We start from the raw sequence: 16,084 nt of genomic DNA on the forward strand, positions 1-16,084 counted from the left end.
TCCCGCCATCAGCGGGCCACCCACAAAGGCAAGGCGTGGATGTTTTGGGCTTTGCCCATTTTGGGTTGTAATGACTCTCGCTCTGAATCCGCAGAGGCTGAGCCCAAAACCGATACATTAAAAAACTTGAGGTAAGTGGTTTTTTGAGGCCACTCACGGCCCACGAACACCTCCATTTGATCGGGCAATCGCCACACTGCGTGGTAGGGACCACTTTCTTCGCGCCCTGTCACACGCTGCGGACGTCCAAATCGGCTCTCGATGCGTGTCATCAACTCGCCCACATGCGCATTGTCAGAAAAAGTGGTGAACACATATTCCACCCTCGCCAGCTTTTGCCCATCTCGGGCATAACTGAACTTCAGCTGAAGCAAGCCAGGCATCAAATTGGAGGCCTCATAAATGTCCTCACTGAAAGCCTCATCCTCGCGTTGAGCCGCCAAGCCTTCCCTGCGGATGGCCTGGCGCATGTCCTCGCGCGTGGCCGTGCTCAATCGAACTCCGAACATTTGCAAAGACCCCTCACCCAAGCGAGTGGCTTCGGGCGCGGGTGCCGTGTTCAAGGGCGCTGGCGTCGAAGCCGCAATGCTGGACCGAGCAGCGGGCGCGGAACTGGGGGGCACCGCCGTGGTACCACGCCATCCCGTTTGTGCTGACACCTGCACAGTCAAAGCCAAACTACAGCCCCAAAAAACCTTGGGCGTGGCACGCAACAGTCGAAAAACCACGGGCCTGTTCAAAAATGAGCGAGTCGCTGAGCACATGAAAGTCCTGCCATGAAGGTTGAAAACGGACTTGAAGTGTACCCATGCAATCGACAAATGAAAACTAAAGATCACAAATAAACCATTTCAAAGCCTGGTATCAGGCCAGCGCTTTCTCGAACTCCGACAAACGCTTGTAAATAGAGCGCAGCTCGGTGATGTCAGTCCAGCGTTCGATCAGGTAAGAGAACGCGTCATTGACCTTGCCAAAGGCATTGCTCACTTGCTGGATCACCCCCAAGGTGATCAAACCCGTGAACAGCGATGGCCCCATGAGCAAGAAGGGAAAAATCACCATCATCTGGCCGTAAAAATTGCTCCATAAATGAAAGTAGGCGTAATGGTTGAACAGCCGGAAATTGTTCAGCCGCACCCCCATGAACAACTCCAGCACCGTGGGCAAATGCATGCGGCTGCGCTCGTCTTCGGCAAACACCAGGTCCTTGCGCAGCGCAGCCTCGGTCCTCTGGTTGCTGTACTCCAGCCCCGGCAGACGAATGCCCACAAACCACGAAATGACTGTGCCGCCCAGCGCCGTGGCCAACGCCACCCAAAACAGCGAGCCCTCAAACTGCAGCCAGGCAATCGCCATGCCCGCGGACAAAGCCCACAAAATCGGAATGAACGACACCAGCGTGAGCAGCGCACGCACCAAGCCCAGGCCTAAGTTTTCGGTCTGGCGGGCAAAGCGCATGCAGTCCTCCTGAATGCGCTGCGATGCGCCCTCCACCGTCGCGTCGGTACGTTGCCAGCGAGGCAGGTATGCCTCGGTCAACGCCTGACGCCAACGAAAAGCGAAGTGAGAAGCCAGATACGTCTCCAAGCTGCGCAGCAACATGAACGGAAAGGCAATCCACGCAAACTGCCACATGAATCCCCAGAACTTCTCCAGTCCGCCAACTTGTTCGGGCTTTTGCAACAGGTCATAAAACTCGCCATACCAAGCGTTCAACTTGACGGTCTGCTGCACCGTGATGAACACCAAAGCCACCAAGACCAGCAAACCACCCCAGGCCCACAAGGCCCAGCGGCGAGAGAGAAAGAAACTGCGGAGCATGGGCGCTTTCGTTCAGGGGTTGACGCTGTCGACCGTCTCGGTCTTGAAGTCGGCGGGCAGCACCACTTCGAGCAATTCCAGATCTTCACTGTGCCCGAGTTCGCGATGCCGGATACCCGGCGGTTGGTGCACACACGAACCCGCTTCCAGCCGAACGGCACCCTGCCCTTCGTATTCAAACTCGATCCAGCCCTTGAGCACATAGACCAGCTGAAACTCGGTGACATGCAAGTGCGGTTGGCTGGAAAACTCATGCCCCCCGGCGGCACGGATCACACTGGCCGTGACTCGCCCCTGTGTGGCCTGCTTCATACCCAAATCACGGTACTCAAAAAACGAGCGCAGACCGCGCTCGAACTGCGCATCTTTGGCGTGCGTCACCACAAAACCTTGCGTTGTCATGGGTATCTCCTGTGAACTTGGCTGAATTGATTTGAACAACCCTGTGCATCCTAAGGCCAAGTGACCCATGGATCACGACCTGGGCAAGTTCTGTTTTTGTCACCCCGGGCGAAGACCCGGGGTCCATCACCCTTTCAGGCATGGCATCGCGTGCTGAGAAACATATTCTCTGATCACCTGCCCCTTACGAATTCAAGCTCAAGTGGTAGGCGTGGTACTTTTGATCGCGCGCCCAGCCCATGGACTCGTACAAGGCCTGTGCTGGCAAGTTCTGCACATCCGTGTTCAAGGACAAGCGCACAGCGCCCAGTTGGCGCGCATGCTCGGCAGCAGCTGTCAACAAAGCTTCGCCCACGCCCAAGCGCCTGGCCGTGGGTGCCACGAAGAGATCATTGAGCACAAACACCCGCGCCATCGACACGGAAGAAAAGCTGGGATACAGCTGCGTAAAGCCCACAGCTTGCCCTTGTGACTCGGCCAACAGCACCACCGATTGCCCATGCTCAAAACGCGCCTGAAGAAAAGTCCGTGCAGCCACGCCATCGCTGGCCTGTCCATAAAACTGGCGATAGCCATCAAACAGGGTGACCACGGCATCGAGGTCGGCCAACACCGCTTGACGGATGGTGATTGAACTCATGGTTTGTCCTTTTCTACAGCTTGGACCTTGTAGGCTCGCATGGCTGAGGCCACTTGCGAAGCCTCGGTGGTGTCATGCGGGTAAAAGCGATAACTGGGTGCCAAGATAGCGGTGACGGACTGCACATGAACCACCAACACGCTTTGGATGGTGAAGCGCTGGCCCACCATGGCCAGCAGTGGCTTGGCCCAGGTTGCAAATTCGGCATCCCCTGCACGCACCTCGCGCGCAGTACCCACCAGCTTGAAGCCCTTTTGCACAAACACATCGACAAAACTCAAACACACCTGCGGGTGCTGCGCAATGTTGCGCGCGCTCATGGGCGAAGCGATGTGCGCCACCACCACATGCTGGTCATCGGCAATGGCCCAGACTTCTTTGGGCGAGACATTGGGCTGACCCTCGGCGTCCACCGTAGCCAGCCAACACAGCACGCTGCGGCGGGCAGCTTCGCGGATGGGTTCGGTCAAAAGGGTCATGGGCATTCTCGAGGGTAAATAAAGCTCAGCGGCTATCGAAAAGGGTCGGATTTCATCGTATTACCTGATGTAATTATGTTTTAAAAAGTTTTCATTTATGGAAATGAAACAGATTACCAATGGAGCTCATCGTTCTTTTTTTGCTGCTTGACTTCAATATTGACGTTACTACAATAAAAAACCGCCATGCACCTAATTTGGGACCCAGAAAAACGGCAAAACAATTTGGCCAAGCACGGTTTGGACTTCATTGACGCCGTTGCAGTACTGGACAGTCCGTATCGCCTAGACGTGCAGAGCGTGCGAAACCAAGAGCTGAGAAGCCAATCATTTGCCTACGTGTTTGATGTGCTGGCGGTCTTGTCTGTGGTGCATATCTCGCGTGAAAACCAGATGAGGATCATCAGCTTTAGACCCGCGAGTGAACTAGAAAGGACCGCTTACCATGACTGGCTTGAATACAACTTCGATGACGCTCGCTGAATTGCGTGAGGCCTCTGTGACGGGCAAAAGCAAGACGCAAAAAAAACGAGTCCAGACCGCTACACCCTATGTATGGGATGGTGAAGATGAAGATGATCGACCGCTGACGCACGAAGAAATGCAGGTGGGCATCGAGGCTTACCGGCGTCAACGCGGACGACCCACAGGCAGCGACAAGGAGTCCACCACCATACGGTTTGACCGTGACGTGCTGGCCGCCTTTCGCGCAGGCGGCCCAGGATGGCAAACTCGCATGAACGCTGCGCTGCGCGACTGGCTCAAGATGCACACGGTTGCATGACGCGCTCTTTGGGCATTAAGCTTCTTTCAGCCTCAAGAAAACAGCCATGCGGTGCAGCTCATCGTCCAGGGCCACAGCAAAGGCCTTGCACTTGGGGGCTGCGTTCACGAAGCCCAGGTCAGGCGTCAGCTCACCGGACTTGGCACTGACGTTGGCCCACCCAATGACCTGATCGCGCCAAAGCAAAGGCATGGCGTAGTGACCACGCACCCGCTTGGCAGCAGGGGTGTAGGCCTCAAAGCGGTAGGCCCAGCCCCACAGCTGCTCAAAGCGGCGGCGGTCCCAAACCACCGGGTCAAAAGGTGCCAGCAATCGCACTTGATCCTCCTCACCGTGGCGGCGCGATGAAGGGTTTTCGCCTTCGGGCCAAAACCAGGTCGTGCCGTCCACAATTTGACTGGGCAAACGCAGGCGCGCTCTTTCAAGCATGGCTTGGCGATGCTGTCGCCACTGCGGAACACCACCCGCCAGCAGGCTGACGAGCTGCCCCAGACTGGCTGCAGGCAAAGGGGCGTACTTGGCCACGATCACATCGACCAGCCGGTCCATGATGGCCTCGGGGTCGAGCCCACTCGGTTCATGCGCGCGAACAGCGTACAGGCGCTGACCGCCCTCGCGCCGCACCACTCGCCACAGACCCCGGTAGTGCATTCCATCGAGCAGTTGGGTGCTGGCCTTGCTGTTGCCGCCGAACCAGTTGACCACGCGCCCATGGTCAAAGTGGGCATCCACCTGTGCGGGTCTGACAAAGCCCGCCTCGCGCACAAACGCCAACACCTCGTGCGCTTGCTTCATGCGAGCGACGGACCACACGATTCGGGTCGTCCGTGGGTGCATCAGGTGGTGCACATCACGCCGCACAAAACCGTAGTTGACGAAAAAATCTTCCTCGATGGGCAGTTTGGGGTAATGCGCCTCAAGATCCCCGACCCGGTAGCCCGCCACGCGGTGGCGCAGCGTCAGGTCTTGCGCGCGGGCAGGCGCACGCAAGGGGTCAGCCTGCACAAAACCCAGGCGTTGCAATGCCATGGTCAAGGTAGTGGGCGCGAACAGGCTGCGCGCGACTGCATAGCGGCGCAGCTGATCCAAATTCAAAACGGGGCTAGCCATGGCCGCATCATGCCGCAGATGTACCGTATCCGCAGACTTACCGCATGGACTGTTATTTCTTGGCCGCCATCCAATTAGCCACGATGGCATTGGCATGCCCGTGACCCATGCCGTGCTCGGTCTTGAGCCAGGTGACCATTTCCATGTGTTTCATGCCCTCGCACGATGGGAGCAAGTCCAGCCAATGCGCGATGGGCTGACCGTACTTTTTCTCAATGGACGGAAAATACGAAGCGGGGCCTTTGGGTTTTTCGGGGGTGGTCATATGGCGGGTGTCCTCGTTCACTTGTGTGCAGCAGCGATTGTCGCCACTCCATCCAACTTCAGCGCCATCTGAGCCGCTTGCTGGAATCGGTTGCTGGCTTTCATCGCATCTGAACTTTCAGGCTTGATTTTTTGCCAAGGCCAAATCCAGCCACATGTGAACTTTGGATCGGTAGCCGTCTGGGGTCCAAACAGCCATGGGCTCCACCCCAAAGGGCACAAATCCCAGACTTTGGTACAACTTCTCTGCGGGGGCATTGCCTTGCGTCACTTCCAGCTGAAGCACGCGAAGACCTTGACGCGCCATGCCATGCTCAACAGCTGCACGCATCAGTTTGCGGGCCAGGCCTTGGCCGCGAAAATGTTCATGCACAAACATGGCCACGATCAAGCCCTTGTGGCGTGTTTTGGTTTTTGCGGCGTACTCGACTGCCACAGTACCCACCAGTTCAGCCCCTGCAAAAGCACCCCACACCCATGTCAGCCCTGAAGGATCAACGATGCGCCCGCGCCACCAACTGTCCGGCTCCAATGCACGCTCTTGTGGCGTGGAAGTGAACGAATCGGCCGCATGCTCGTAGGCATGCAACATCAGGGCCTTGTAGGCCATGGCGTGTGCGGCGGTGAGTGGGCTTATGTGCATGTTGGTATGCGACCGATCAAGACAAGATTTTCATGGCGCTGGTCACCCAGCACAAAATCTGTCGTTCCCTGCTTTGTAAAGCCTTGGCGCATGTAAAAACCGATGGCTTGTGCATTGTGGGCATTGACGGTCAACCAAAGCGGCACACCTGCCAGATCGAAGGCTGTTTTTTCGGCCACAGACAAAAGCTGCCGCCCCACACCTTGACCCACAAAATGCGCTTGAACATAAAGCGTCTGGAGTTCCGCCAACGTCGAGGCTCGGGTCGGACACGGAACGCCCATGTTGAGCACCGCAAAACCGATGAGGTGGGCACCCCGCTCTGCCACCCAGATGTGGGCCAAAGCATCGTTTTGGATGGCTAGGTACTTGTCCGGGGTGAATTCGGACCTCGTGTAGTCGGCTATTCCGGCAGAAATGCCCTCTGTGGCATAGGTGTGAAGCCAAACCTGCGTGGCCAAGACGGGGATGCGGGCAGCATCGTCATGCCGGGCGTTGCGGATGTCCGTTTGCATTGGATCAAGCCAAGCAGCGGTCTGAGGGCTTGTTGACAACATGCTGTGATCCATCCTCAAAGCGAACCGCATCGTGCGCCATGGCCGTGACTCTGGGGCCGAAGCTGGAGATGTGGGTCAGCGTGGCGTTGTGGTGCGCAATGACCTGCTGCGGACTGATAGACGCATTACCGGCCGAAGTGTGCGCATCGGACACCAGCACCACCGGATAACCCAGCGCCAAGGCCTTGCGCGTGGTGGTGTCTACACAAAACTCGGTATGCATGCCGCAAACCACCAAATCCTGGACACCCAGAGCTTGCAAAGCCTCGTGCAGTTCTGTGCGCAAGAATGCATCTGGCGTGGTTTTGCGAATGCGCCGATCACCCGCCAGCACCTGCAAGCCTGTTGCCAATTGCCATTCACGGCTGCCGTGCTCCAGATCGCCTGCGCTCGACTCGTGCTGAATGAAAAACACCGGCACCCCCGCAACGCGTGCCCGGTGCGTGACGGCGTTGATGCGAGCTATGGTGGCGGGACAATCGTGCGCAGCATCAGGGCCTTCGCACAGGCCTTGTTGGACATCAATGACCAGGATGGCGGTGTGCGTGGTGAAATTTTGGGGGTTCATTTTCAATTTCCATAGATGCAGACAGTACTTTCAACTTGATCCCTATTGCCTCACTGGTCCCGATTCACAAGCGCCAGTTTCATGAACAAACTGTGCGCGTTGGCCTCGTCGTCTGCAAATGGGCCTGAGGGCTTGAAACCCATGCTCAGGTACAGCGGCTGTGCGGGCATGAATGCGGGATGTGTCCCTGTTTCCAGGCTCAATTTTCGATCGCCGCGCTGCATCGCCGTTTCCACCACTCAAAGGAACAAAGCACGACCAGCGCCACGGCCACGGTGTTTGTTGGCTGTGCGCATGGTGATGTGGCTGTCTCTGGCTTGGACGGATAAAACGAGGCATCGTGGCTGTTTGGCCAACAGCCAACCGGCAGCGGCTCCAGTGACCCATGACTTAATCTATCACGTGACCCATGATGTCACAACAAAATAATACCAAAGGAAACAATTAAACCACTCACGCCGTCACGATCCACCCCTCCAGCGGATCACACGGCGGCAAGCCGTATTGCGGGTGCCCGGCTTCGTGCTGTTGCTGCGCCCAGGCCGCTTGCATCAGGCACAAGGTGGCGTCGAGGGCGTCGCCGCTCGCGTCGTCGGCCAAACGCCCCAGCAGCGCGTTGCTGGCCACCAGGCGCAGACCCAAGCGGGTCTGGCCGCGCTCCAGCGCACTCAAGAGTTCGCGCCGGGCCAGCAGGCGCTCGGGGGTTTGTTTGGCTTTGTCGTCGCTTTTGTAGCTCTGGTTGCCCAGCACCTCACGCGCCAGCAAGCCGGGGTAGGCCTCCAGCGCCACACGCCGGGCATCGCCCGCATGCAGGCCGGGCAGGTGCACACCCGCTTGCCGAAACAGGGGCACGCCCGCGTGCAGCATGTAGGCCACCGGCGGGTTGACCCATTTCATGGAGGGACTGGAGCCTGCGGGTCCATCTGCGGCGCGGTGGGCAAACTTACCGCCTACAGGGCGGGCGTTGCAAAACGCAGCAAACTGCTCGCGGATGTCGCTGCGCTCCAAGGCGCAGTAATGGTCCATGCAGGTGGCCCAGTCGGTGGGCCAGCCCAGCTTTTCGACCAGCTCACGCGGCAGTCCAAAGGGCAAGTCAAAACCCCCCACCCAGTCGGCGGGCTGCGCGAGCCAGTCGCCAAAAGCTTTCAACGTTTCAAAAGTCTGCAGCGCTTGCAACTGCACCCTGCCCTGCCGGGCTTGGCCCAGCGCCAGCACGATGGCTTTGCGTTTGCTGGGGCTGCTGGAGAAGTCGCAGCCGATCAATGTCACAGGATTCATTTCACCACCCCAAGGCCATCACGCCAGCAGCGATCAGCACGGCACCTGCGATGCGTGGGCCCCGGTCTTTTTCGCCCAGCAGATGGCCGCCCAGCAAGGCGGCAAACAGCATGGACACCTCCCGCGCCGGGGCCACATGCGACAGCGGGGCGACCTGCAGGGCGTAAAGCACCAAGACATAAGACACGGGGCTGAAGATGCCGACGATCAAGGCGTAGCGCTTTTGCTGCAGCCACAGTGCCCACACAGCTGGTCGATCGCGCAGCAGAGTGGGCGTCAAAAAAACCAGGCGCACCAGGTTGCCAAAGTAGTCCACCAAAACGGGCGACATCAGCGCCACCTTGACAGCGTAACCATCGACCACGGTGTAGCTGGCGATGAAGAGGCCCGTGACGCCGCCATAAAAAATGCCCGCGCGCACACGTGCTTTCTTCTCAGGGTCTTGCGCAGCCTGCCAAAGGCCCGGGCCCCCAGCAATCAAAAACACACCGCCCACCACCCCCAAGATGCCGAAGAGGCCCAGCGAAGTAATTTGCTCGCCCAGGAAGAAAATCGCCACCATGGACGACAGCAGCGGCCCCGAGCCCCTGGCCAGCGGGTAAACCACCGTCAGGTCGGCCTGTCGGTAGCCGCGCAACAGCACAATGAAATAAACGATGTGCAGCAAGGCACTGGCCAACACCAGGCCCCACTCCAACAGACCCCAAGCGGGCACTTGTTGCCAGCCCATCCACAGGCCCACGGGGGCCCAAAACAGCATCAAGACCACCGAGGTGAAGGCCACAAAGCGCACGTCGCCCCCAGCCTTTTTGGCGGCGATGTTCCAGCTGGCATGGATCAGCCCAGCCAGAACAACCAGGGCAAGTGCACTCAGGGGCATGGGCGTGAAAAAGCCCCTTGCGGGGCTTGGGGTGAAGGGACTTTTTAAGCCCGGCCGATGATGGAGGCCGTGGCCATCAGCTCTTCAAGCAAAGCCAATGAGACTTTACCCGAGACGTTGTAAGGGTCCAGCTCGGCTCGCTCGGAGTACTTGAGCAAGATGTTCGTGTTCACGCGCGAGGCATCGACCTGACCCATGGTCCAGCCACCAAAGCGGCGTTCAGAAATTTCTTCGTAATGCAGCAGCACCACATCTTTGTGTCGGGCATCTCTTTGGATGTGGCCGTACAACTCGCTCACTGCGGTACGACCGCCTTCAATGGCTTGCAAGAAAATGCCGCCGCCGTAACAAAGAATGCCGGTGATGCCACTGGTCGGGTTGAACTGGCGCGACTGAGCCAGAATGGATTCGATGGTCTCGGGGCGAGTATCCACCGCACGGCTGGCGTAAAGCAGGCGTACCAACATGGTCAGTTCTTCCCAGGAATCAATGACAGAAATTCACGGCGCAGATTCGGGTCCTTGAGGAACGCCCCGCGCATGACCGAATTGATCATCTTGCTGTCCATGTCTTTGACGCCACGCCAGCCCATGCAGTAGTGGCTGGCCTCCATGACGATGGCCAAGCCATCAGGCTGGGTTTTGCGTTGAATCAGGTCGGCCAATTGAACCACGGCCTCTTCCTGGATCTGGGGGCGGCCCATGATCCATTCGGCCAGGCGAGCGTACTTGGACAGACCGATCACATTGGTGTGTTCGTTGGGCAACACGCCGATCCAGATCTTGCCGATCACAGGGCAAAAGTGGTGGCTGCAGGCGCTGCGCACGGTGATGGGGCCGACGATCATCAGCTCGTTGAGGTGCTCGGCGTTGGGGAATTCGGTGATCTCGGGGCCTTCGACATAGCGACCCTTGAACACTTCCTTGAGGTACATCTTGGCCACACGTCGGGCAGTATCGCCCGTGTTGTGGTCGTTCACGGTGTCGATCACCAGGCTGTCGAGCACGCCCGCCATCTTGCTGGTGACTTCGTCGAGCAGCTTGTCCAACTCGCCGGGCTGAATGAACTCGGCAATGTTGTCGTTGGCATGGAAACGCTTGCGGGCGGCGTGGATGCGCTCTCGGATTTTTACGGAAACAGGTACGCCTTCGTCTTCGGGCGTGGGAGCAGAAGCAATCATGGCGTCTGGGGAATTCATTAACATGTTGAAGATACTACCAGCGAATGATCGACGCACAGCCATCAGGGACATCTGAAAAGGCTGCCATCAATAACGATAGCCTGTTAAAAAAAGTGCCAAGCGCATCAAGCCAAATGCGATGCGGTCGCGCACACGTTGGTGCCATTGCCGCTGGCTGTAAACCCCCATTTCCACAAGCGTGCTTTGCGTGTCAATCACATGGCACAAACGACGATGCAAGCCTTGCGCAAATTCCCGGTCAGCCACCACCACATTGGCCTCCCGAGCAAGCAATAGGCTCAAAGGGTCCAGGTTCGAGGACCCCACTGTGGCCCAAGGCCGGTCATTGTCGGGATCGACCACCGCCACTTTGGCATGTAAAAAACTCGGCGCGTATTCATGAATTTCAATGCCTGCGGCCAACAAGGCACCATACACGGGCTTGGCGGCATGGTATTGCATGAAATATTCATATCGACCTTGCAACAACAAGCGCACCCGCACTCCACGCTGGGCCGCGTGCACCAGCGCTTGGCGCAATCGGCGACCTGGCAAAAAATAAGCACTGGCAATCAGAACATCATGACGCGCCGAGCCAATCGCCTTCAAGTACGCTCGCTCAATTTGCCCTCTGTGCAACAAGTTATCCCGCAGTAAAAGACCTGCTCTTCCCTTGGCAAAACCATCCTTGGGGTGAAGCGCGTTGCGCTGCCAAGGCAAGGTCAGGCCTGCTGTTTTGAACAAACGGATGGCTTGGGGAATCTGGTGCCTGCGCACGCTCTCGACGCTTTGTAAGCGCAGCCTGAGTTGGGACATGGCTTCCTCGATGTGTGACACCAAATCACCCTGCACACCGACAGCGAAGTCCAAGCGCGGCTGACTCAATGGGCCGTGGTGCGGATCATGCCAATCGTCCAAAATATTGATCCCGCCACAAAAAGCCATTTGTCCATCCACCACACAGAGTTTGCGGTGCAAACGACGCCAACGACTGGGGATGAGCAAGCCCAAAGCACCCAAGGGTGAATAAACATGCCATTCAACCCCAGCCACATCGAATCGCTTTCGCCATGGTGCAGGCACATTGGACGTGCCCACACCATCGACCAGCAACCAGACATTGACGCCACGCGCAGCCGCTTTCTCCAATGCCTCTGCCACGATGAGCGCGGCACCATGAAAGTCAAAAATATAGGTTTCCAGCAAAACATGGCTTTGCGCTTGGGCCAAGGCCTGTGCCAATGATTCGAAATACGCCTGACCGCCTTCGATCAAGCGAATTTGATGGCCATCGCTCAACGCGTTGTGCCGCATGCTCAGTCGTTCCAAGCGAATTCCGCCACCAAAGGCAAGTGATCTGACATGCGACGCCAAATGCGCCCCGAAGGCACCATGGCGTGCACAGGCGTGAGCCCTCGGGCATAGACATGGTCCAACTGGTTCAGGGGTAAGCGTGAGGGGTAGGTGGGCGTCGACTGCTCGCGCCACTCCTGAAACCCCGCCAAGGCCATGCGTTGGCCCAGCCCCCGCCCCCAATCATTGAAATCCCCCGCGACCAAAACAGGTTCGTGTGAGGGAATTTCCTTCTCAATGTGAGAGAGCAATTGCTGGACCTGACGCACCCGACTGGAGGGAATCAAACCCAAGTGAACCACCAACACATGCACCAAACGGTCCACAACTTGCACTTGGGTGTGCAGCAGCCCACGTTGCTCAAAACGATGATCTGACATGTCACGGTGCTGGTGCGTCAAGACGGGCCAGCGCGACAACAGGGCATTGCCATGCTCGCCGTGACGGGTGATGGCATTGGTGTGATAAATGGCCTCATAACCCTCTGGGGCCAGGAACTCGGCCTGCGACTGTTCAGGCCAGCGACTGAAGTGTGCAGCTTCAAGGCGATGCATGCGCCTGACTTCTTGCAAGCAAACAATGTCGGCATCGAGTTGTTCCACCGCATGTCCAAGGTTGTGGATTTCCAGTCGCCGAGCGGGACCCAAACCTTGCACGCCCTTGTGAATGTTGTAACTGACCACCCTCAAAACCGGGTGTTCATGGCGCTGCGGGGTCAAGGGGCGACCTGCTGCAAAAAACGCGGCAACATCAGGATGGCCTCTGCATTGGAGGCTGAAAAACACTGATCTGCTGCGGCGTGAAGGGGTAACCACTGCGACTCGGTGTGCTCTTGCGGGCTCAACACAATGGGATGATCTTGCGGCACCAACAAGCCAAAAACCCGCTCTGTGTTCCGACTGACATCAGGGTGATAACGCCAACGCCATTCTGGGTAGATGTCATATTGATTTTCAAGTTGCCAATCGTGCAAATGACAACCCGGGCTGTGCGCTTGGATGCCGGTTTCCTCGAATACCTCTCGCACAGCCGTGTCAGCCCAGCTCTCATGGGGGTGGTCTTTGCTGCCGGTCACCGACTGCCATGTGCCCGAATCGGTGCGGCGAATCAACAAAACTTGACCCGCTGGGGTATGGATGACCACCAGCACCGACTGCGGAATTTTGAAGAGTTTTGTCGTATCGCCCATGGCGACATTCTAGGGTGACACGCACAACCCTTGAGCAGCATCCAACTCACAAGAACACTGAATTCTTGACCCAAATCATGTGGCGGCCATCCAAGCCCGAAATTTGTGCTCTCGGCTCAGAACTGAAAAAACAATGGCCTTTTTTTGCTGTTTGTAAGGTGCCTTGACATGACATGTCAAAGACCAAGTTCTGAAAATCAGATGGGCTTGGGAGTGGGACGCAAGTCAAAGCCGATCAGAAAAAGCACTTTGACTTTTTTCAGGCAACAAATGGGCAAGCAATGATTTTTGAAGTGGTTTAGACAACACCTCCTGCATGCCTGCCAATTTGGCTTGCTCAACGGTGTGGGCATTCAAATCAGCGGTTAAAGCCACCATGGTCACAAACGCTTGAGGCCCAGGCAATGCCCGAATGAGTCGGGCACAGGTCAAACCATCCATGAGCGGCATATGGATGTCCATCAAGACCAAATCAATGCCCCCCAACTTGGCCAACTCCAAAGCCTGAACACCATCCTCGGCATAACTGACACGATGTCCCATGCTTTGCAGCAAAACACCCACCACCTTGCGGCTGAGTTCTTGGTCTTCTGCTACCAAAACATGGTAACCGTGTGGTTGAGGCGAATGTGCCGATGCAGATGGGGCTGTGTCTGAAAAAAATTCGTCAGTGGTCTTTGAATGGACGGAAAACCGCTCCGCTATTTTTTTTAATAAAGCGATCATTGTGGGCAGATAAATACATGAATGTAATTCTTAAATGAACTTTAAACCCTTTCACCCAAGCACTCCAACATCTTGTGCTGACAAGCTTGCTAGGATGACGGCATGCTGATCTCATCACTTTCACCATTTGTCATTGAGGTGCACCAACTCCAAGGTGGCCCAGCCCATCAAGACCTTTTTAATGACCTCCATCACGGCTGGCCGCCTGGCGTGAACTGGATTTACGGAGAAGAAGGCTGTGGAAAAACCACGCTGTTGAGGCTTTTGGCGGGTGATTTGAGTCTCTTTTCAGGCGAAATCCGCAGGCCTTCGGGGGGTGTTTTCTGGGTCAACTTGCAAACACCTGAATTCGACGAAGCCACCGTTCAAGAATGCTTGGACAAGCTAAGTCCCCTGTACCCAGGCTGGGACAAGTCATTATTGGAAAGTTTGACCGACGAGTTGTCCATGCGTGCACACCTGAACAAACGTCTGAACATGTTGTCAACCGGCAGCCGACGCAAAGTCGGATTGCTCGCCGCCCTGGCTTGCGGTGCCGATGTGACACTTTTGGATCAGCCCTTTGTCTCTTTGGACACCGCGTCCATCCGGATCATCAAATCCTTTTTGAACGAAGCGAGTGATCATCCCAGTCGGGCTTGGCTGGTGGCTGACTACGAAGTGCCCAGCGATATCCCTTTGGCATCCGTTCTTGGGCTTTGATGCAGTCCTGCCGACAAAATACTGAAATTGCGCCAATCAAAGCGCTTTTTGCCCATCCCTCTTTCATCAAACCAAAAGCCATGATGGGGGTCACTCGTCCACTGCCATGACCCCCTTCGTACTGCTGCCGGAAGGCGGACATCACTTTACCAGTGCGCCGTACACCAAATCCTGCATCTGTTCTCTGTAGTACTTGCGCAAGTCACCAGGAGCTGCAGTGCCAAACGCCACCACCAACTGTGCCTTGGGGTCGGCAAAAAAGCCCGTGCCATTGGCGCCATTCCATGAATATTCGCCAGGGTTGCCAGGCACAGCGGCCAAGCCAGGCTCCATTCTCACAGCCACGCCGAGTCCAAAGCCATATCCAGCGCGATGCGGCTCCACATTGGCCACGCGGTTTTGAATGCCTGGGCCCAGATGATTGCTGGTCATCCATTGCACAAAGGCAGGACTCAAAATTTGTTTACCCTCCAAACTGCCACCGTTGAGCAACATTTGACCGAAACGCACGTAATCGCCCATGGTGCCAAATGCACATGCACCTCCGCAGTCAAAGGTGGCGGGCTTGTTGATCAGTGCAATGGCCTGGGGTTTGCCATCCAATGGGTTTTGTGGAAAGGGTTGCGCCACTTTGGCACGCTGCGCATCGCTTAACTTGAAGGTGGTGTTCTCCATTTTCAAAGGTTTCCAAACAGTTTCGCTCAAGTGGTCACCCAGCGATTTTCCTGCTACTTTTTCGACCACTGCACCCAGCACATCCACAGACAAGCTGTACTCAAAAACCGTTCCTGGTTGGTAAACCAGCGGCAGTTTGGTCAGCGCCTCTGCAAACTCCTTGGAAGTGCCCATATAAGAAGCGGCACCACCACTGGGCCATAACGCCGCAATGGGACTGCCGCCATCGGGACGCCCACCATATGTGATGCCCGAAGTGTGACGAAACAGGTCATGAATCAAAATGGGACGTTTTTGAGGTTCCAAAGTGAACTTACCATCTGCCGTGGGCACCCCCACTTGCATGGCTTGATAACCTGGGAAGTAGTCTGATAACTTGCTTTGCAATGGGAGTCGGGCCTGCTCAGTCAGGGCCAGAGCTCCGACAGAAGCCATGGGCTTGGTCATGGAAGCGAGTTGAAAAATCGTGTCGGTGGTGGCAGAAATACCCTTGGCCTTGTCTGCATGTCCAAACGCTTTGAAATAAACCAGTTTGCCTTGTCGGGCAATGGCCACCACAGCACCGGGCACCCGCTGACGCGCCATCTCATCCTCTAAAAAGCGGTCAATATTGCGCAATCGCTCAGTTGACATGCCGACACTCTCGGGTGAAGCCACTGGCAGGGGTTGAGCCTGCACAAATGATGCACAAGCAAGCGTCAGCGCTCCCAAATAAACGACTTTCAACATGGCATTCTCCTTGGATGGATCAAAAATGTCTGGTGATACTCCAGCACCGAAAAACTTTAGCACCCCCATTTCACTGCATGTGAGCCAAAGGCGTCACCACGCAA

Annotated in this window: 22 protein-coding genes; 3 read left to right on the plus strand and 19 right to left on the minus strand. The window is 56.6% G+C overall.

Annotated elements, in window-relative coordinates; all coding sequences use genetic code 11:
• Nucleotides 1-8: 8 nt before the first annotated feature.
• The 5 genes from AMM41_RS21940 to AMM41_RS13840 form a co-directional block, all read right to left on the minus strand.
• Entirely contained in the window at nt 9-728 is a 720-nt protein-coding gene (locus AMM41_RS21940) for a hypothetical protein (RefSeq protein ID WP_194944789.1), read from the minus strand.
• Between the two features lie 136 nt (nt 729-864).
• A complete protein-coding gene (locus tag AMM41_RS13825; RefSeq protein WP_089959747.1) occupies nt 865-1,821 on the minus strand; it encodes a putative transporter in 957 nt (318 codons plus the stop codon).
• Between the two features lie 12 nt (nt 1,822-1,833).
• Complete coding sequence (locus AMM41_RS13830; protein WP_089959752.1) at nt 1,834-2,223, minus strand: cupin domain-containing protein; 390 nt, start codon at nt 2,221-2,223, stop codon at nt 1,834-1,836.
• Nucleotides 2,224-2,407: 184 nt separating this feature from the next.
• Nucleotides 2,408-2,863: a GNAT family N-acetyltransferase gene (locus AMM41_RS13835; RefSeq protein WP_089959755.1), complete on the minus strand. Its 456-nt coding sequence runs from the start codon at nt 2,861-2,863 to the stop codon at nt 2,408-2,410.
• Nucleotides 2,860-3,342, minus strand: coding sequence for a pyridoxamine 5'-phosphate oxidase family protein (locus AMM41_RS13840; protein ID WP_089960082.1), 483 nt, complete (start codon nt 3,340-3,342; stop codon nt 2,860-2,862). Before AMM41_RS13840 ends, AMM41_RS13835 begins: the two co-directional genes overlap by 4 nt.
• 186 nt (nt 3,343-3,528) lie before the next feature.
• On the opposite strand from AMM41_RS13840, the gene AMM41_RS13845 reads away from it, so the two are divergent.
• Entirely contained in the window at nt 3,529-3,825 is a 297-nt protein-coding gene (locus tag AMM41_RS13845; protein WP_089959759.1) for a BrnT family toxin, read from the plus strand.
• The gene (locus tag AMM41_RS13850; protein ID WP_089959762.1) at nt 3,788-4,126 is read left to right on the plus strand and encodes a BrnA antitoxin family protein; all 339 of its coding nucleotides are present in this window, start codon (nt 3,788-3,790) and stop codon (nt 4,124-4,126) included. Before AMM41_RS13845 ends, AMM41_RS13850 begins: the two co-directional genes overlap by 38 nt.
• A gap of 15 nt (nt 4,127-4,141) precedes the next feature.
• Here AMM41_RS13850 and AMM41_RS13855 read toward each other — a convergent pair whose 3' ends face one another.
• From AMM41_RS13855 to AMM41_RS13915, 13 genes are all read right to left on the minus strand, one after another.
• Nucleotides 4,142-5,236: a DNA glycosylase AlkZ-like family protein gene (locus tag AMM41_RS13855; RefSeq protein WP_089959766.1), complete on the minus strand. Its 1,095-nt coding sequence runs from the start codon at nt 5,234-5,236 to the stop codon at nt 4,142-4,144.
• A gap of 52 nt (nt 5,237-5,288) precedes the next feature.
• Nucleotides 5,289-5,501 (minus strand): DUF4287 domain-containing protein, encoded by a 213-nt coding sequence (locus AMM41_RS13860; protein ID WP_089959769.1) that lies wholly within the window; start codon nt 5,499-5,501, stop codon nt 5,289-5,291.
• Between the two features lie 117 nt (nt 5,502-5,618).
• A complete protein-coding gene (locus AMM41_RS13865; protein ID WP_089959774.1) occupies nt 5,619-6,143 on the minus strand; it encodes a GNAT family N-acetyltransferase in 525 nt (174 codons plus the stop codon).
• Entirely contained in the window at nt 6,134-6,700 is a 567-nt protein-coding gene (locus AMM41_RS13870; protein ID WP_228769281.1) for a GNAT family N-acetyltransferase, read from the minus strand. Before AMM41_RS13870 ends, AMM41_RS13865 begins: the two co-directional genes overlap by 10 nt.
• The gene (locus tag AMM41_RS13875; RefSeq protein WP_089959782.1) at nt 6,663-7,268 is read right to left on the minus strand and encodes a cysteine hydrolase family protein; all 606 of its coding nucleotides are present in this window, start codon (nt 7,266-7,268) and stop codon (nt 6,663-6,665) included. Before AMM41_RS13875 ends, AMM41_RS13870 begins: the two co-directional genes overlap by 38 nt.
• A 453-nt stretch (nt 7,269-7,721) precedes the next feature.
• Nucleotides 7,722-8,546: a DUF429 domain-containing protein gene (locus AMM41_RS13880; protein ID WP_194944791.1), complete on the minus strand. Its 825-nt coding sequence runs from the start codon at nt 8,544-8,546 to the stop codon at nt 7,722-7,724.
• A 1-nt stretch (nt 8,547) separates the two neighbouring features.
• Nucleotides 8,548-9,426 carry a DMT family transporter gene (locus AMM41_RS13885; RefSeq protein ID WP_089959786.1) on the minus strand — a complete coding sequence of 293 codons (879 nt, stop codon included), beginning with the start codon at nt 9,424-9,426 and terminating at the stop codon, nt 8,548-8,550.
• A gap of 44 nt (nt 9,427-9,470) precedes the next feature.
• A complete protein-coding gene (locus tag AMM41_RS13890) occupies nt 9,471-9,893 on the minus strand; it encodes a BLUF domain-containing protein (RefSeq protein ID WP_089959789.1) in 423 nt (140 codons plus the stop codon).
• Between the two features lie 2 nt (nt 9,894-9,895).
• Nucleotides 9,896-10,624, minus strand: a complete 729-nt coding sequence (gene folE, locus AMM41_RS13895; RefSeq protein ID WP_089959793.1) for a GTP cyclohydrolase I — start codon at nt 10,622-10,624, stop codon at nt 9,896-9,898.
• A gap of 69 nt (nt 10,625-10,693) precedes the next feature.
• Nucleotides 10,694-11,920 (minus strand): cardiolipin synthase ClsB, encoded by a 1,227-nt coding sequence (clsB, locus tag AMM41_RS13900; protein ID WP_089959796.1) that lies wholly within the window; start codon nt 11,918-11,920, stop codon nt 10,694-10,696.
• 2 nt (nt 11,921-11,922) lie between these two features.
• Complete coding sequence (locus tag AMM41_RS13905) at nt 11,923-12,678, minus strand: endonuclease/exonuclease/phosphatase family protein (protein WP_089959801.1); 756 nt, start codon at nt 12,676-12,678, stop codon at nt 11,923-11,925.
• Nucleotides 12,675-13,148 (minus strand): dihydroneopterin triphosphate diphosphatase, encoded by a 474-nt coding sequence (gene nudB / locus AMM41_RS13910; protein WP_089959806.1) that lies wholly within the window; start codon nt 13,146-13,148, stop codon nt 12,675-12,677. The genes AMM41_RS13905 and nudB overlap by 4 nt, the downstream gene beginning before the upstream one ends.
• 225 nt (nt 13,149-13,373) lie before the next feature.
• A complete protein-coding gene (locus AMM41_RS13915; protein ID WP_158273294.1) occupies nt 13,374-13,748 on the minus strand; it encodes a response regulator in 375 nt (124 codons plus the stop codon).
• A 228-nt stretch (nt 13,749-13,976) separates the two neighbouring features.
• On the opposite strand from AMM41_RS13915, the gene AMM41_RS13920 reads away from it, so the two are divergent.
• Complete coding sequence (locus tag AMM41_RS13920; protein WP_089959815.1) at nt 13,977-14,576, plus strand: ATP-binding cassette domain-containing protein; 600 nt, start codon at nt 13,977-13,979, stop codon at nt 14,574-14,576.
• A gap of 141 nt (nt 14,577-14,717) precedes the next feature.
• On the opposite strand, the gene AMM41_RS13925 is transcribed toward AMM41_RS13920, so the two are convergent.
• Nucleotides 14,718-15,980, minus strand: a complete 1,263-nt coding sequence (locus tag AMM41_RS13925) for a serine hydrolase domain-containing protein (protein ID WP_089959818.1) — start codon at nt 15,978-15,980, stop codon at nt 14,718-14,720.
• Nucleotides 15,981-16,084: the final 104 nt, after the last annotated feature.

Origin of the sequence: Limnohabitans sp. 2KL-3, from assembly GCF_001269405.1 — a bacterium.
GTDB lineage: Bacteria > Pseudomonadota > Gammaproteobacteria > Burkholderiales > Burkholderiaceae_C > Limnohabitans_A.

What these genes read in the sequence shown, in the direction of transcription:
- AMM41_RS13865 (WP_089959774.1), bottom strand. Translation starts at nt 6,143, where the DNA reads ATGCACATAAGCCCACTCACCGCCGCACACGCCATGGCCTACAAGGCC.
- AMM41_RS13920 (WP_089959815.1), top strand. Translation starts at nt 13,977, where the DNA reads ATGCTGATCTCATCACTTTCACCATTTGTCATTGAGGTGCACCAACTC.
- AMM41_RS13870 (WP_228769281.1), bottom strand. Translation starts at nt 6,700, where the DNA reads ATGTTGTCAACAAGCCCTCAGACCGCTGCTTGGCTTGATCCAATGCAA.
- clsB (WP_089959796.1), bottom strand. Translation starts at nt 11,920, where the DNA reads ATGCGGCACAACGCGTTGAGCGATGGCCATCAAATTCGCTTGATCGAA.
- AMM41_RS13880 (WP_194944791.1), bottom strand. Translation starts at nt 8,546, where the DNA reads ATGAATCCTGTGACATTGATCGGCTGCGACTTCTCCAGCAGCCCCAGC.
- AMM41_RS13925 (WP_089959818.1), bottom strand. Translation starts at nt 15,980, where the DNA reads ATGTTGAAAGTCGTTTATTTGGGAGCGCTGACGCTTGCTTGTGCATCA.
- AMM41_RS13850 (WP_089959762.1), top strand. Translation starts at nt 3,788, where the DNA reads ATGACTGGCTTGAATACAACTTCGATGACGCTCGCTGAATTGCGTGAG.
- AMM41_RS13840 (WP_089960082.1), bottom strand. Translation starts at nt 3,342, where the DNA reads ATGACCCTTTTGACCGAACCCATCCGCGAAGCTGCCCGCCGCAGCGTG.
- AMM41_RS13830 (WP_089959752.1), bottom strand. Translation starts at nt 2,223, where the DNA reads ATGACAACGCAAGGTTTTGTGGTGACGCACGCCAAAGATGCGCAGTTC.
- folE (WP_089959793.1), bottom strand. Translation starts at nt 10,624, where the DNA reads ATGAATTCCCCAGACGCCATGATTGCTTCTGCTCCCACGCCCGAAGAC.
- AMM41_RS13845 (WP_089959759.1), top strand. Translation starts at nt 3,529, where the DNA reads ATGCACCTAATTTGGGACCCAGAAAAACGGCAAAACAATTTGGCCAAG.
- AMM41_RS13890 (WP_089959789.1), bottom strand. Translation starts at nt 9,893, where the DNA reads ATGTTGGTACGCCTGCTTTACGCCAGCCGTGCGGTGGATACTCGCCCC.
- nudB (WP_089959806.1), bottom strand. Translation starts at nt 13,148, where the DNA reads ATGGGCGATACGACAAAACTCTTCAAAATTCCGCAGTCGGTGCTGGTG.
- AMM41_RS13855 (WP_089959766.1), bottom strand. Translation starts at nt 5,236, where the DNA reads ATGGCTAGCCCCGTTTTGAATTTGGATCAGCTGCGCCGCTATGCAGTC.
- AMM41_RS13835 (WP_089959755.1), bottom strand. Translation starts at nt 2,863, where the DNA reads ATGAGTTCAATCACCATCCGTCAAGCGGTGTTGGCCGACCTCGATGCC.
- AMM41_RS13825 (WP_089959747.1), bottom strand. Translation starts at nt 1,821, where the DNA reads ATGCTCCGCAGTTTCTTTCTCTCTCGCCGCTGGGCCTTGTGGGCCTGG.
- AMM41_RS13860 (WP_089959769.1), bottom strand. Translation starts at nt 5,501, where the DNA reads ATGACCACCCCCGAAAAACCCAAAGGCCCCGCTTCGTATTTTCCGTCC.
- AMM41_RS13885 (WP_089959786.1), bottom strand. Translation starts at nt 9,426, where the DNA reads ATGCCCCTGAGTGCACTTGCCCTGGTTGTTCTGGCTGGGCTGATCCAT.
- AMM41_RS13875 (WP_089959782.1), bottom strand. Translation starts at nt 7,268, where the DNA reads ATGAACCCCCAAAATTTCACCACGCACACCGCCATCCTGGTCATTGAT.